The 15,087-nt window shown below is 48.7% G+C and carries 10 protein-coding genes; 5 read left to right on the top strand and 5 right to left on the bottom strand.

Annotated features, from left to right (window positions below):
* Nucleotides 1–229 precede the first annotated feature (229 nt).
* Nucleotides 230–826 (top strand): hypothetical protein, encoded by a 597-nt coding sequence (locus MJ611_RS19050; protein WP_250432040.1) that lies wholly within the window; start codon nucleotides 230–232, stop codon nucleotides 824–826.
* Nucleotides 827–832: 6 nt separating this feature from the next.
* Here the strand turns inward: MJ611_RS19050 and MJ611_RS19045 are convergent, their stop codons facing one another.
* From MJ611_RS19045 to MJ611_RS19030, 4 genes are all read right to left on the bottom strand, one after another.
* Nucleotides 833–1,624: a pentapeptide repeat-containing protein gene (locus MJ611_RS19045; RefSeq protein WP_250432039.1), complete on the bottom strand. Its 792-nt coding sequence runs from the start codon at nucleotides 1,622–1,624 to the stop codon at nucleotides 833–835.
* 303 nt (nucleotides 1,625–1,927) lie between these two features.
* Nucleotides 1,928–3,331, bottom strand: a complete 1,404-nt coding sequence (gene lpdA / locus MJ611_RS19040) for a dihydrolipoyl dehydrogenase (protein WP_250432183.1) — start codon at nucleotides 3,329–3,331, stop codon at nucleotides 1,928–1,930.
* Between the two features lie 261 nt (nucleotides 3,332–3,592).
* Nucleotides 3,593–5,182 carry a 2-oxoglutarate dehydrogenase complex dihydrolipoyllysine-residue succinyltransferase gene (odhB, locus tag MJ611_RS19035; protein WP_250432038.1) on the bottom strand — a complete coding sequence of 530 codons (1,590 nt, stop codon included), beginning with the start codon at nucleotides 5,180–5,182 and terminating at the stop codon, nucleotides 3,593–3,595.
* A 128-nt stretch (nucleotides 5,183–5,310) separates the two neighbouring features.
* Entirely contained in the window at nucleotides 5,311–8,070 is a 2,760-nt protein-coding gene (locus MJ611_RS19030) for a 2-oxoglutarate dehydrogenase E1 component (protein WP_250432037.1), read from the bottom strand.
* Between the two features lie 557 nt (nucleotides 8,071–8,627).
* Between MJ611_RS19030 and MJ611_RS19025 the strand changes: the two genes are divergently transcribed.
* On the top strand, nucleotides 8,628–10,370 hold the full coding sequence (locus MJ611_RS19025) for a M28 family metallopeptidase (protein ID WP_250432036.1): 1,743 nt from the start codon (nucleotides 8,628–8,630) through the stop codon (nucleotides 10,368–10,370).
* Between the two features lie 60 nt (nucleotides 10,371–10,430).
* Here the strand turns inward: MJ611_RS19025 and MJ611_RS19020 are convergent, their stop codons facing one another.
* Entirely contained in the window at nucleotides 10,431–11,267 is an 837-nt protein-coding gene (locus MJ611_RS19020) for a DUF5602 domain-containing protein (protein WP_250432035.1), read from the bottom strand.
* Nucleotides 11,268–11,601: 334 nt separating this feature from the next.
* Here MJ611_RS19020 and MJ611_RS19015 point away from each other — a divergent pair, with 334 nt between their 5' ends.
* From MJ611_RS19015 to aspA, 3 genes are all read left to right on the top strand, one after another.
* Entirely contained in the window at nucleotides 11,602–11,808 is a 207-nt protein-coding gene (locus tag MJ611_RS19015; protein ID WP_250432034.1) for a hypothetical protein, read from the top strand.
* 162 nt (nucleotides 11,809–11,970) lie between these two features.
* On the top strand, nucleotides 11,971–13,155 hold the full coding sequence (locus MJ611_RS19010) for a ribonuclease D (protein ID WP_250432033.1): 1,185 nt from the start codon (nucleotides 11,971–11,973) through the stop codon (nucleotides 13,153–13,155).
* A 46-nt stretch (nucleotides 13,156–13,201) separates the two neighbouring features.
* Nucleotides 13,202–14,611: an aspartate ammonia-lyase gene (gene aspA, locus MJ611_RS19005; RefSeq protein ID WP_250432032.1), complete on the top strand. Its 1,410-nt coding sequence runs from the start codon at nucleotides 13,202–13,204 to the stop codon at nucleotides 14,609–14,611.
* Nucleotides 14,612–15,087: the final 476 nt, after the last annotated feature.

Raw genomic sequence — 15,087 nt, 5'->3', positions numbered from 1 at the left:
GACTTACTGCGGTAGTTTCTCTACAAAACTATAGTTCCTGTACATTTCCGGAAGCTGTTTTTAGTTAACAACCTGCTTATTTAAGTTAAAATGCACCTTAGCAAAGCGCTATTCTAACAGCTTCAGAGTATAGATGTGCAAAGAAGAAAGAAGGTTGCCTGCCTGCTTAAAATTTAAGCAAGTGCTATTCGGGAATACTTTTAACGCTGGCTGAAGTATAAGTATAGCCATGACAGCTGCAGCTTCCATACCGCCAACAGAGGCTCATAGCCCTGATCTTCCGAAGCCTATTCTTTTCCACCCCCTCAAACATCACCTGCAGTACATCCGGGAGTTTGCCAGGCAAAGCACACAGCTGCCGGAGCAGGAACTGAAAAAAGTATTCCGCAGGATCGGAGGTTCGCAGATGGACCTGTACCTTGGCGCGCTTTCGCCGCTGCAGGTCTCAGAAGAAGTGATCTTATACCTGCAGCAACAGGGCCTGTTGCAACCAGAGGTATTTAAACATTACCTTGGCCTCGGCGGCTACCGCCTCTGCACGCTTTCGGATGGCTCGGTATGGGCGCTGCGCTGGGGCGTGTACGAGGGCCGGTATGTGCACCTGCACCCCGGCCGTTATTCTAACCATACCATACGGGTAAAGGCAAACCACTTAAAAACGGCTCTGGCAGTGGCTATAGCAAGTACAACGTATAAGCAACCTCTCAGCCTGGAGCTGATGAACCAAGTACGGACCCAGTGGCTGGATCTATCGCCCGTGCCAGGCTTTACCTCAGAGGAAGGACTTGGTAAGATCATAGAGCTGATACTTGACCTGAGCAGCTGAGCAGCTTTACCTGTACGTTTCCATTAATGTGGCACGTGTTGCTTTCTTGTTGTTCACCTTGGTGTACTTAAAATCATCGCTGCCATTAAAGGAGGCTCCTTTCATGTTTACAGGATTGGATAGCTTGGCATATTTAAAATTAGCCAGATCGTTGAAAGTGGCTTTCTGGAAAGTAACGCCCTCCGGAAATTCGGCATACTTGAAGTTGGCTTCGTCGTAGAAGGTGGCTCCGCTGAAATTGGCCATCACCGGAAAATCTACATACTTGAAGTTGGCATCGTTTCTGAAAGTGGCATCAGAAAAATCTACTGCCTTCGAGAACTTGCTATACTTGAAGAGCGCCTCCTCTGAAAAGCGGCTCGCGGCAAAGTTTGCCCCCTGCTTAAACGCTGAGTATTTAAAGGCACTTTTTTTCTCAAAGGTACAGTTCTGAAAGCGCACTTCTTTTTCGAAATCTGTATTGTATACTTCGTTCATGCCCTTAACCATGTTAACGCCTTCGCTTGGATTGTAGTAGGCCAGCACATCGCCACGGAAGGTACAGTTTACAAAGCTGAGCGGCGCTGTAACCGTGCTGATATATTCCTTGGAGTTGTTCTTATCTTCCACCTCCTTCTTCAGCTTCCTATTCTGCAACTTCGTCAGGTCCAGGTCGCCCTCGATCTCGGCATTTTTGTAAGACACCGCTTCGCCCCGGTTTATCTTAGCGATGATCTCAGAAGCATTTACTTTGGTTTGCGCCATGGATAGCAGCGGGAGTATGAGCAGCACGAACAGCAGCTGTACTTGTCTTTTCATAGTTGTTAAGGTTTAAGTGAGTTATATTCTTTGACTTTGATCTAATAGATGAAGAAAATTTTGCAGAGGTTGCCTGGGCTGAAAAAGTTTTTCTGATTATATTTCAATCAACCAACAAAAGCGATATTTAAAGCTACCATTCAAAACAAGTATATAGTAGACTCTGATATTGCATTAGGATCATTATCTATAAAGGCCGCCATCAAACACATCGATAAGCCAAAGAAATAGCTAAAGCTATACAAACAAAAAGCGCCACCCTCTGCAGGGCGGCGCTTTTATACTTTATACTTCTATACTTGCTTAGATGTGCAGTGCGCGGTTTTCTGTCGCAGCTAAACACGCTTCTTTCATGGCTTCGGTATAGGTTGGGTGCGCGTGGCTCATGCGGGCAATGTCTTCTGCCGATGCACGGAACTCCATTGCAACCACAGCCTCAGCAATAAGGTCGGCAATACGCGGGCCGATCATGTGCACGCCCAGGATCTCGTCTGTTTCCTTGTCTGCCAGCACCTTCACGAAACCGTCGGTATCCATCGATGCCTTGGCACGGCCAGAGGCTTTGAACGGGAACGAACCTGTTTTGTAGGCGCGTCCCTGCTCCTTCAGCTGCTCTTCCGTGTAACCTACACCTGCCACTTCCGGCCAGGTATACACCACACCCGGGATCAGGTTATAGTTAATGTGCGGCTTTTGGCCAACGATCTGCTCAGCTACCAGCACGCCTTCTTCTTCGGCTTTGTGCGCCAGCATGGCACCACGCACTACGTCGCCAATGGCATAAATGCCCGGCACGTTGGTTTCCAGGTGGTCGTTTACGGCAATCATACCACGTTCGCCCATCTGCACACCGGCATTCTCAAGGCCAAGGCCTTCGGTGTACGGCTTACGACCCACCGATACCAGCACGTAATCGCCGTCAAACGTCACCACTTCGCCTTTCGGATTTTCGGCAGTTACTTTTACCACATCACCTTCGTTGGTTGCTCCGGTTACTTTGTGATTAAAGAAGAACTCGAAACCAAGTGTCTTTTTAAGGATACGCTGCAGCTCTTTGCCCAGCGAACGGTCCATGGTCGGGATGATCGAGTCCATATACTCCACCACCTGTACTTTAGTGCCCAGACGTGCATACACCGAACCCAGTTCCAGACCGATCACACCGCCACCAATCACGATCATTTTCTTCGGAACCTCAGTCAGGTTCAGGGCCTCAGTAGACGTGATGATGCGCTTCTTGTCGATTGGCAGGAATGGTAGAGCTGTCGGTTTAGAACCGGTTGCAATGATGGTCTTGTCGGTTTCGATCTCCTGCACATTTCCATCCGCACCCGTGATCCGGATCGTGTTCTTGTTCACAAAAGAGCCAAGGCCGAAGTAGGTATCGATCTTGTTCTTCTTCATCAGGAAGGAAATTCCGTCGTTGTTCGACTTCACGACACCAGCCTTGCGGTTGATCATCTGCTGGATGTTTACCTGCAGGTTTTCCAGTTCAATACCATGCTCTTTGAAGGTATGGGCAGCATTGTGGAAGTGCTCTGACGAATCGAGCAGCGCTTTTGACGGGATACAGCCTACATTCAGGCAAGTACCGCCCAGCACGTTATACTTTTCTATGATCGCGGTTTTCAGGCCTAGCTGCGCGCAACGGATCGCTGCCACGTACCCACCAGGGCCAGAACCAATAACGGTTACATCGTATTTCATCTTTTTATACTTTGATGAGAGCAAGCTCTCGTTTTTGTATTTGATTTTCTTTATCATGGCGCGAGCGTCCTCGCTCGTGTCTATTATTCTGAGGCCTCTGGCCGAACTATTGTTGAGTTTATACTTCTTTTGACAGGGCCGGAGGCCCCGCTATAGTCAGTCACGAGCGAGGACGCTCGCGTCATACTTTGCTTACATTGAAGTATAAAATAAAGGAGGAGCAAACTTTTTCGCTTACCCCTCCTTTTTTATCTCAACAACTTATACACCAAGAAGCAGTCTCATCGGATCTTCCAGCAGCTCCTTCACGCGTACCAGGAAGCTAACAGACTCACGGCCGTCGATGATGCGGTGGTCGTAAGAAAGGGCCAGGTACATCATTGGTCGAATCTCTACTTGTCCGTTGATGGCAACCGGGCGCTGCACGATGTTGTGCATACCCAATATAGCCGACTGCGGCGCATTGATAATAGGCGTAGACATCATAGAACCGAACACACCACCGTTGGTGATCGTGAAGGTACCACCTGTCATCTCCTCGATAGAAAGCTTACCATCACGGGCTTTTTTGGCCAGGCGGATTACTTCTTTCTCGATGCCATCCAGTGTCAGTTGCTCAGCATTACGGATAACCGGCACTACCAGGCCTTTCGGAGAAGAAACGGCAATGGAAACGTCGCAGAAATCGTTGTACACGATCTCGTTGCCGTCGATCATGGCATTAACAGCAGGCCACTCCTGCAACGCTACCGTACAGGCCTTGGTGAAGAACGACATAAAGCCCAGGCCTACTTCGTGCTTCTCCTTAAACTTGTCTTTATACTTGTTGCGGATGTCCATGATCGGCTTCATATCTACCTCGTTGAAGGTAGTAAGCATAGCCGTTTCGTTTTTCACCTGCACCAGACGGCGGGAAACTGTTCTGCGCAGTGAGCTCATTTTCTCACGGCGCTGGTTGCGGTCGCCGGATACAGCTGGCGCAGCAGCAACTTCCGGTTTTGCAGCCGGAGCGGCGGCTGGCTGCGCAGCAGGTCGGGCCTGTGCACCCTGCGCATCCTCTTTGGTAATGCGGCCATCACGACCGGTACCTCTCACCTCGGCAGGATTAATGCCTTTCTCAGCCAATATCTTGCCGGCAGCAGGAGATGGCGTACCGGAAGCATAGGTTTGTGCTCCTGAAGTAGCAGCTGCTGCAGGCTGTGCAGCCACCTGCTGTGTAGCTTCCTGTTGCTTGGCGTGCGCCTGAGCCTGTGCCTGTGTGGCGCCGGCACCAGGTATAATTTTGCAGATCAGACCACCGATCTCTACTGTGTCGCCTTGCTGTGCCACGATCTGAAGTGTACCGGTAGCCTCGGCAGGCAGCTCAAAAGTAGCTTTATCAGACTCCAGTTCTGCGATAACCTCGTCCATAGTTACATGGTCGCCGTCTTTTTTCAGCCAGTTTGCTATCGTTACTTCTGAGATCGATTCGCCTACGGTAGGTACTTTCATTTCTACCGGCTCGCCTGATGCAACCGGAGCCGAAGACTGAGCAGCGGCAGGTTGTGCTGGAGCTGCTGCCTGGGCAGGAGCCGATGCAGCGGCAGCAGGGGCGGCCGGTGCATTGCCTGCTTCACCGTTCTGCTCAATGCGGCAGATCGTAGCGCCCACTTCAATGGTATCGCCTGCCTGTGCAACGATGCGTAAAATGCCTGCGGCTTCAGCTGGCAATTCGAAGGTGGCTTTATCAGATTCCAGCTCCGCAATCACCTCGTCCATTTCAACACGGTCACCGTCTTTCTTTAGCCACTGGGCTATGGTTACCTCGGTGATCGACTCACCTACGGCAGGCACTTTTACTTCTAAGCTCATATTTTTATCAGAATTATGAATTACGAATTATGAATTACGAGTGAGTAATGATTAATGACGAATGAACAATGAATATCATGTATCCACTCTTCATCTGCCACTAATCATTAGTCATTACTCATTATTAATTATATGGCAAATGCGCGCCCGATCAGCTCCTGCTGCTCTTTTGCGTGTACTTTCAGGTAACCGGTTGCCGGCGAAGCGCTGGCTTTACGGGCCACTACATCTTCTACACTGTTGCGCATGATGCGCAGGATGTACGTCCAGGCTCCCATGTTCTCAGGCTCTTCCTGCACCCAGTAAACTCTGGCATTTTTATACTTGCTGAGCTCTGCCTCCAGCTGCACTTTCGGGAACGGCGCCAGCTGCTCCATACGAATGATGGCAACATCTGTGCGGTTATTCTTCTGCTGCTCTTCCAACAGGTCGAAGTATACTTTACCCCAGCACAGCAGCACTTTCTTCACAGACTTGGCAACTGCATAATCATCACCGATCACTTCACGGAAGCCTCCGGAAGTAAATTCCTCTATCGGAGACGACACCAATGGGTGGCGCAGCAACGACTTAGGCGACATGTTGATAGCCGGCTTGCGGAACGGCAGTGCCAGCTGACGACGCAGCATGTGGAAGAAGTTGGCCGGTGTGGTAATGTAGGTTACATAGATGTTGTTCTCAGCAGCCAGTTGCAGGAAGCGCTCCGGACGGGCATTGGAGTGCTCCGGTCCCTGCCCTTCGTAACCGTGCGGCAACAGCATAACGACACCGTTCATGCGCTGCCACTTCGATTCAGTAGCTGTGATGAACTGGTCGATCATGACCTGCGCACCGTTAGAGAAGTCGCCAAACTGAGCTTCCCAGATAACAAGTGCATTCGGGTTAGCCATGGCATACCCAAACTCGAAACCAAGTACGCCATACTCAGACAACAGCGAATTATAGATCTCGAAAGATGCCTGCCCCTCGCGCATGTGGTTCAGGTTGTTGTAAGGTGCGCTGGTTACTGCATCGTGCAGCACAGCGTGGCGGTGCGAGAATGTACCGCGCTGCACATCCTGACCTGAGAAGCGCACGATTCTGCCATCAAGTAGTACAGAACCATAAGCCAGCAACTCACCGGCTGCCCAGTTTAGCTGCCTGGTCTCGAAGAACATTTCTCTACGTTCTTTGATCAGCTTCTCGATCTGCTTCAGTGGCTTAAAGCCTTGTGGAAGAGTAGTGAGCGCTGTACCTACTGTTTCAATTGTTTCAGCAGAAATGCCTGTTTGCGGAGACTGGTTGAAATCTTCCGGCTTGGAGCGGCGCAGTTCCTGCCACTCTTTCTCCAGTGGCTGGTAGTTGTATGGCAACGGCTTTTGCTTCACCATGTCCAGGCGGTCCTGCAGCAACTGGCGGAACTCCTTGTCCATGTTCTGGGCCAGTTCCGCATCCACCTCGCCGCGGCTGATCAGGTCTTTATTATATACTTCGCGCGGGTTGGCGTGCTTCGAGATCAGGTTGTAGAGTTGCGGCTGCGTAAACTTCGGCTCATCCGACTCATTGTGTCCGTGGCGACGGTAGCACACCATGTCGATAAATATATCGTTGTTGTAGCGCTGGCGGTACTCCACTGCCATACGCACCGCAAACACTACCGCCTCCGGATCATCGCCGTTTACGTGCAGTACCGGTGCGTCAATGATCTTGGCAACATCCGTACAATATATAGAAGAGCGGGCGTCTTCAAAATCAGTGGTAAAGCCTACCTGGTTGTTGATCACAAAGTGGATGGTACCACCGGTGTTGTAACCCGCCAGGTTCGCCATCTGTGTTACCTCATACACGATACCCTGACCGGCCACAGCAGCATCACCATGGATCAGGATCGGCATGATTTGGTCTGCGTCGTTGTTATAGAGCGTGTCGATCTTAGCGCGTACAAAGCCTTCTACGACCGGGTTCACCGCCTCAAGGTGCGATGGGTTTGGCGCCAATTTCAGGTTTACCTTGTTGCCCGATGGCGTTACCACCTCAGACGAGAAGCCCATGTGGTATTTCACGTCGCCATCGCCCATGGTCAGGTCCGGCACGGCAGTACCTTCAAACTCAGAGAAGATCTGCTCATAAGTTTTGCCCATGATGTTGGCCAGCACGTTCAGACGGCCACGGTGCGCCATACCGATCACCACTTCTTTCACGCCCAGTTCAGAGCCTTTGTCGATGATGGCGTCCAGCGCAGGTATGGTAGTTTCGCCACCTTCCAGTGAGAAGCGCTTCTGGCCCAAGAACTTCGTGTGCAGGAAGTTCTCGAACACTACGGCTTCGTTCAGCTTGGAAAGGATACGCTTTTTATATTCGATGCCCGGGTTGAAGTTCAGGGAGTCGCGCTCCACTTTCTGCTTGAACCACTCCAGTACCTCCGGGTCGCGGATGTACATGTACTCGAAACCGATGCTGCCTTCGTAGATCTTTTTCAATGCACCCAATATGTCACGAAGCGTAGCCGGTCCGATGCCGATGATCTCACCTACCTGGAACACGGTATCCAGATCAGCTTCTGAAAGGCCGAAGTCCTGCAGATCCAGCATGGCGTGGCGGTCTTTGCGCTCACGCACCGGGTTGGTCTTGGAACGCAGGTGGCCACGTGTACGGTAAGCATGAATAAGGTTGCGAACGCTCACCTCCTTATCAGATACAGCAGGAGCTGCAGCGCCTGCTGCTTTTACTGGAGAAGCTACTGCGCCCTCTGTGGCATGTCCGTTCTCGCCATAGGCGCTTGAAAACTCGTAGCCTTCAAAAAACTTGCGCCAGCCGAAATCTACCGACTCCGGATCCTGCTGATAAGCTTTGTACAGCTCATCGATGTAGTCTCCGTGCGCGTTTGCGATATAGGTATATTTATCCATAACTAGTTACTGCTATATGTGAAAGGCAAAGTTAGAAGTATTTGCCACAATTCAAATTACCTGCATTTGCATAAGCAAATATGCCTCATTTTCAACTCTCTAAAATACTAAGTTATACTTTAAATTGGTAGCTTTTGATTATGTTCCGGAAATATCACGCTACCAGACCATCTTACCGGCTGGATAGTAACACAATAGCAATTCTTTATCTGAACTAGCGCAGGCGCTGTACAGGGTCTGCGCATTTACATTCTAGCTTGATGATATTCTTAGAAGATAGGTATACTTTCTTTTAGCTCTTTCAAATGCATAAGATTTAGCCAGCCCCCATCATCTCCCTGCACTTTCTGTCGGTATCCTGAACTCATACTTTGTTTCTTACATCGTTACTTAACTTTCAGAAGGAAGTATAGGCTTAACTTAATTGGTAAGGAATTAGTATATCGCCCGCTTCCCCAGCTTAACTATAGACCTGCCTTTCAGAAAGTATAAGCAACACAACAAAAGCTAGTCAGAAAAGTATTACCTTATGCTAACAAGATCAACCCCTTACCTCTATGAAGAAAAACATCACCCTGCTCACGCTGCTTGGCCTGTTTGCCCTAAGCAGCTGCAACGAAAGCTCCAGGCAAGTAGCCGAGTCCGAAGAAAAAACGACTAGCTCCGCCGCCGGCGCTGGTGACACCACCAACCTGAACCCGGCCCTGCAAAGTATAACGGCAACCGATATTCTAACCCATACCAAAGCACTGGCCTCCGACGCGTTTGAAGGCCGCAGCCCGGGCACAGCTGGCGAAGATTCTACAGTAAATTACCTCACCCGACAGTTTAAGAAAGCAGGCCTGCAACCCGGCAACCCCGATGGCTCTTATGTGCAGAAGGTACCTATGTTCGGCTTCACAGCGCAACCCAAAGCATCGTTTACAGCTGCAGGTAAAACAATAAACCTGGAGTTCCCCAAAGATTATGTAGCCGTGTCGCGCCGCTTTGTGCCCGAGGTGAAAGTCGAAAACTCCGATATGGTATTTGTAGGCTATGGCATTGTGGCCCCGGAGTATGGCTGGGACGACTACAAAGGCGTGGATGTGAAAGGCAAAACCATTGTCATGCTGATCAACGATCCTCCTGTACCTGCACCGGGTAAACCAGGCCAGCTCGATAGCACCGTATTTGGCGGCAAAGCCATGACTTACTATGGCCGCTGGACCTACAAGTATGAAATAGCTGCTGAAAAAGGAGCTGCTGCTGCTATCATCATCCACGAGACAGGCCCGGCAGGTTATCCGTACGAGGTGGTATCAGGAAGCTGGAGCCGTGAGAACTTCGACATCAGCACGCCTAACAAGAACATGGACCGCGCCGCTGTAGAAGCATGGATCACGTCTGAAAAAGCAAAACAGCTGTTTGCCGCGACCGGTAAGAACATGGAGCAGCTAAAGGCAGCCGCTCTGAAGAAAGACTTTAAGCCGGTTCCGCTCAATGCAAAGGCCAACTTTACCCTCAAAAATCAACTTCGTGAGATAGAGTCGCGCAATGTAGTAGCTAAGCTGGAAGGCTCCGATCCACAGTTGAAAAACGAGTATGTTGTGTACACCGCCCACTGGGACCACCTGGGCAAAGACAGTAAATTACAAGGCGATCAGATCTACAACGGTGCACTGGATAATGCCACAGGTACGGCAGGCTTGCTTGAACTGGCAGAAGCTTTTACCAAACTGCCGACCAAACCCAAACGCTCCATCCTTTTCTTAGCTGTTACAGCCGAAGAGCAAGGCTTGCTTGGTTCCAAGTACTACGCCACTAACCCGCTTTACCCACTCAACAAGACGCTTGCCAACATCAACATGGATGTGCTTAACGCATACAGCCCTACTGAAGACGTGGTTGTGGTGGGTGCAGGAAACTCTACCCTGGAAGACATACTGGCAGAGGAAGTACGCTCCCAAAACCGCCGTATCGTACCGGAAACCTCTCCGGAGAAAGGCTCTTACTATCGTTCCGATCACTTTGAATTTGCGAAACAGGGCGTGCCGGCGCTGTATGCCAAATCCGGTGTGCTGGCCCGCAACAAACCCGCCGGCTTTATTGACAGTCTTCAGCAAAAGTATACTGCTGATCATTACCACAAGGTAAGCGATGAGGTGCGTGACGACTGGAACCTGGAGGGCGGTGTGGAAGACCTTCAGCTGTTCTTCAGGATAGGCTACAGAGTTGCTAACGCAGACAAATACCCGGAATGGAAAGAAGGCTCTGAATTCAAGGCCCGTCGTGATACAATGCTTTCTGCCAGCAAGAAGTAATTTATACTTGCTAGATATAAAAACGGCTCCTGCTTTGGGTTAAGCAGGAGCCGTTTTAGTTTATTCTGCTGCTCTGTATTGCAGGTCTGTCAATGAGATCTCATACTCTCCCGGAGTCGGGTCATACAAGATAGTATAGGTCAGCGGATAGTAACCAGATTGCTGCACCTTAGGTGCCTGGCGTATTGGCGATACAACCGGCACATTGCCCTCCAGGTGCTGCAGGTAGTCCAGCGTAATCATAGGCTCTATGAATAAAAACTTATTGTTATAGCCACCCAGAATCAACGTCTTGGTAAAGGAAGGTCCGTTTGGCGCCAGTTCAGGAGATAAAACATCGGCCCAGTGTACGCCCATGGCAGGTATAGCTTCTCTTGTTGAAATGTACAAAGGCGGCATGTAATTAGCAGCGAACTCAGCGCTGAACTCGTGCAACGGCTCGTGCGGGATCATCATGCGCTCTTCATCGGAGATCATATAGAAATGCACGTCGAAATGAGGCTTCAGGTAAGGCATAGGTGGGTGACCGCCGGGGTTCCAATCTAAACCTATCGTTGTATACTGCGTCAGATCGCCCTGTTTTGGCAACTGCACTTCATACATCATTGGCTTTTCAGGCAGGCTTGCTGCCGCTTTGGCCGACATGTTCACCCCTATTGCTACAGGCGTGCCATCGCGTGTTACTTCTACCCAGGCGCGCGCTACCCCCTGCCCCAATGGCGTTGCCGGGCCATAGTGTATGGTGGTTTTGCCTTCTTTTGCATCTACAGTAGCCTGCGCATTTAGCTGATCAGGCAAGGCCTCTTCCTGTTTATCGCAGGCGGCAAGCGCAAATACAAGTAACAACAGGGAATACACACCCCTTAGCCGGCGTGCTGAATGATTGTGGTTCTTCATGGTTTTATGTGTAGTTAATGGTTTCATCAGGATGAATAAACCATGTAAGAGGGTGGGCATACAGTGGCGAAGTATGGGAGCAGCGTAAGGATCAGCAACTTATAAATATTTTCACCAACTTCAAATAGTTATAAAAGATATATTTTAAGTATGATTTGGGTCCAAATCATAGATTTGCTCTACATTCTGTTTATGTATAATATCCTATCCTACACACAAGAATTCAGTACGCTTACCTAAGAAATAGATAATTACTGAATACCTTGTGGGTTACCTATTCGTATAAGCTGTATAAACAAGTACAAATTTCTTGTTTCATTAAAAATTGAATACCATGAAAAAGACAATAAAATTAGCTTTCGCTGCATTCGCTTTCTTTGCTTTTACAGCTTGTGGCACTGAAAACAACACTGCCACAGAAACTGAGACTACAGAAACAGAGACAGAAATGGGGACTGAAACTGATACAACCACTGTTCAGGACACCACTGTTAACGATGGCGTTGCAGATGACATACAGGAAGAGCAGCCACAACAATAACATATCCATATTTAGATAATTAATGCTGAAGCGTCTCTGCCTTACAAGGCAGAGGCGCTTTATTTTTACAGCCTTACCTTAGTAAAGTACAGCTCCTGCAGCCTGATAAAAGAAATAGGCACAGAAAGTGCGTTTATGGGTGATTCCTGTTAAATTTAGGGAATGGAAAATTCACCTATGATGGAGGAAGGGGTTGTTATAAAACTCATTGATTCTGATACCCAGTTACTGGAAGCAGTTGAGCAACTAAAGCAATATAAAGCATTAGCACTCGACCTTGAGTTTGATCAGAATCGCTTTACGTATGGCTTTACCTTATGCCTCGTGCAGATAGCAGATGGCAATGGTACCTGTTATATCATTGACCCTTTCCCGATCAGCGATTTGAAACCCGTCTTTGCTCTTTTTGAAGACGCTTCCATCACAAAAATCATCCACCACTCCAACAACGATATCCTGCTCCTGGATAAATTAGGCTGCCGTGTTCGAGGCATCATGGATACAGACGTAGCCGCTAAGATCCTGAACTATGAGCGGTCCTCGCTGGCAACCGTACTGAAAGAAGAGTTTAACACCGAGATAGACAAATCGCAGCAGTCCAGCAACTGGAACAAGCGCCCTCTTACAGAAGAACAATTGCGCTATGCGGCCATCGATGTGATCTACCTGCATCGTATCATGGATAAGCTGGTGCATGAAATTGAGAAGCAAGGCCGCTTGCATTGGCTGGAAGAAGAAAATCATATCCTGGAGCAGATCCGGTATACTGAAACCGAGCATCCGCATTTACGCCTGCGCAATGCTTTCAGGCTGAACTATTACCAGCAGTTCATACTTAAAGAATTGTATGCTTTCAGGGAGGAGATGGCTAAGCAATTTAACAAGCCTGCTCCTTACATCATCGGCAACGAGGCGCTGGTGGAGCTGGCCAATAACCCTAATACAGATCTGCATGAGTGGCTTAACCATACAAAGGGAATTCATGGCGGCCTGAAAAAGCCCCGCAACGAGCGCCTGTTGAAAGAAGCCATGGCCAATGCAAAACAGGAAGCTAAAAACCATAACATCAGCCATGATTATCCCGACTCGCGCTATCAGCGCCCGTTGCGCACCCCTGAAACAGAAAAGCGCAAAGAGGATTTAACGCTTGTTCAGAAACGCATCATGGATGAGTATGGAGAGTTTGCGTCGAAGCTGATCATTAACCAGAACCTGATCAATTACTATAGTCAGAACGGCGCATTGCTGTGCGTTAAAAAGTATGCGACAGATATAGTGCTCGCTACTGCGGCTACGATGGGGATAGAGTTACCTACTCCTGTGATAAAAGCAGACTTAGAGGCTTAAAAGACTAATTATACACTATACCCTTAATAAAACAGACTACAACGAAATGAGCACATTCAGAAAGGAACATGACTTCCTTGGCGAAAAGGAAATTCCTAATGAAGTATATTATGGAATACAGACTTTACGGGCTCTGGAAAACTTCCATATAACAGGCATACCTATCTCTAAAGAACCGCTCTTTATAAAAGCTTTTGCACAAGTAAAGAAAGCTGCCGCCCTGGCAAACATGGATTGTGGCGTACTGAAGCCTGCTATAGCAGAAGCCATCTGCAAAGCCTGCGACAGAATCATAGCCGGCGAGTTCCTGGATCAGTTCGTAACCGATATGATACAAGGTGGTGCAGGTACCTCCGTGAATATGAATGCCAATGAGGTAATCGCTAACCTTGGTCTTGAGATCCTGGGGCACAAGAAAGGAGAGTATGATTTCCTGCACCCGAATAACCATGTAAACTGTTCCCAATCAACTAACGACGCTTACCCAACGGCATTCCGTCTTGCCCTATACAATAAAATCGAAAGCTTCATAAAAAGCCTTGTAGCGCTTGAACAGTCTTTTGCCAAAAAGAGCGAAGAGTTTGCAGGTGTTCTTAAGATGGGGCGTACGCAGTTGCAGGATGCAGTCCCGATGACATTAGGTGCCGAGTTCCATGGATTTTCTACAACGATAAAAGAAGACATCCAGCGCCTGCAGGAAGTGAAAATGCTTATCTGCGAAATCAATATGGGCGCGACAGCTATTGGAACTTCCATCAATGCTCCGGAAGGCTACCCGGCAATTGTTACAGAGCACTTAAGAGAAATTACAGGTATACCGGTTGTGTTAGCCGAAGACCTTATAGAGGCCACCTGCGATACTGGCGCTTATGTACAGGTTTCAGGGGTTCTGAAGCGTTCTGCCATTAAGATATCAAAGATTTGTAACGACCTTCGTCTTCTTTCATCCGGGCCAAGAGCAGGCTTGAATGAGATAAACTTACCAAAAATGCAGCCGGGCTCTTCTATCATGCCAGGAAAAGTAAATCCTGTTATACCCGAGGTAGTAAACCAGACTGCTTACTATGTAATAGGCACTGACGTTACCATCACAATGGCTGCAGAAGCGGGTCAGTTGCAGCTTAATGTGATGGAGCCTGTGATAGCCTATAGTTTGTTTAGCTCCTTTACTTACCTTGAGAATGCCTGTTATACACTACAAGCTAAGTGTGTGGATGGCATCACGGCTAACGAGGAGATTTGCAAGAATATGGTCATGAACAGCATTGGCATTGTAACCTCTCTGAATCCGATCCTAGGCTATGAGGAATCTGCCTCCATAGCTAAAGAAGCATTGATCACGGGTAAATCTATTCATGAAATTACGGTGCTGGAAAGAAGACTGATTACGCAGGAAAAGTGGGATGAGATCTTCTCAATCGAAAACCTTATTCATCCAAAGTTCATCAATCAGTAAGATCAAATTTACAAAAAGAGAAGCCCCGGCAGATAATGTTCTGCCGGGGCTTCTCTTTTATCACACTTTATAACTTCTGCTTCATTCACAATATAATTAACGTAAAGAGGCGAAATGTTTATACCATCCCACCAAATAAGAACGAAGTCTGCAGAACCTGTCTTTTACTTGAACCAGCATGCGGAGGAAATCGCGTTTTGCACTACATCACTTACGCACCAATACAACTTCACCTCAGGCATCAATAAGCCGTTTAAGAAGAGGGCAGTACAAGCAGGGATGGCAGGAAAATGGCAAGAGCAGGTTGCTTTTCGTCTCTTATCTAGGTGCTGTTCTTAGGAAAACTTTCTTAGCTGCCCTAAAAACCACAAACGCCCCCTGCTTTGGACAGGGGGCGTTTGTGGTTGAAGGGGTTGGCGGCTACCTACTCTCCCGGATGTGACTCCAGTACCATCGGCGCAGCGGGGCTTAACTTC

It is taken from the genome of Pontibacter ruber (genome assembly GCF_023630205.1).
GTDB lineage: Bacteria > Bacteroidota > Bacteroidia > Cytophagales > Hymenobacteraceae > Pontibacter > Pontibacter ruber.
This window is presented reverse-complemented; position numbering and strand designations above follow the sequence as displayed.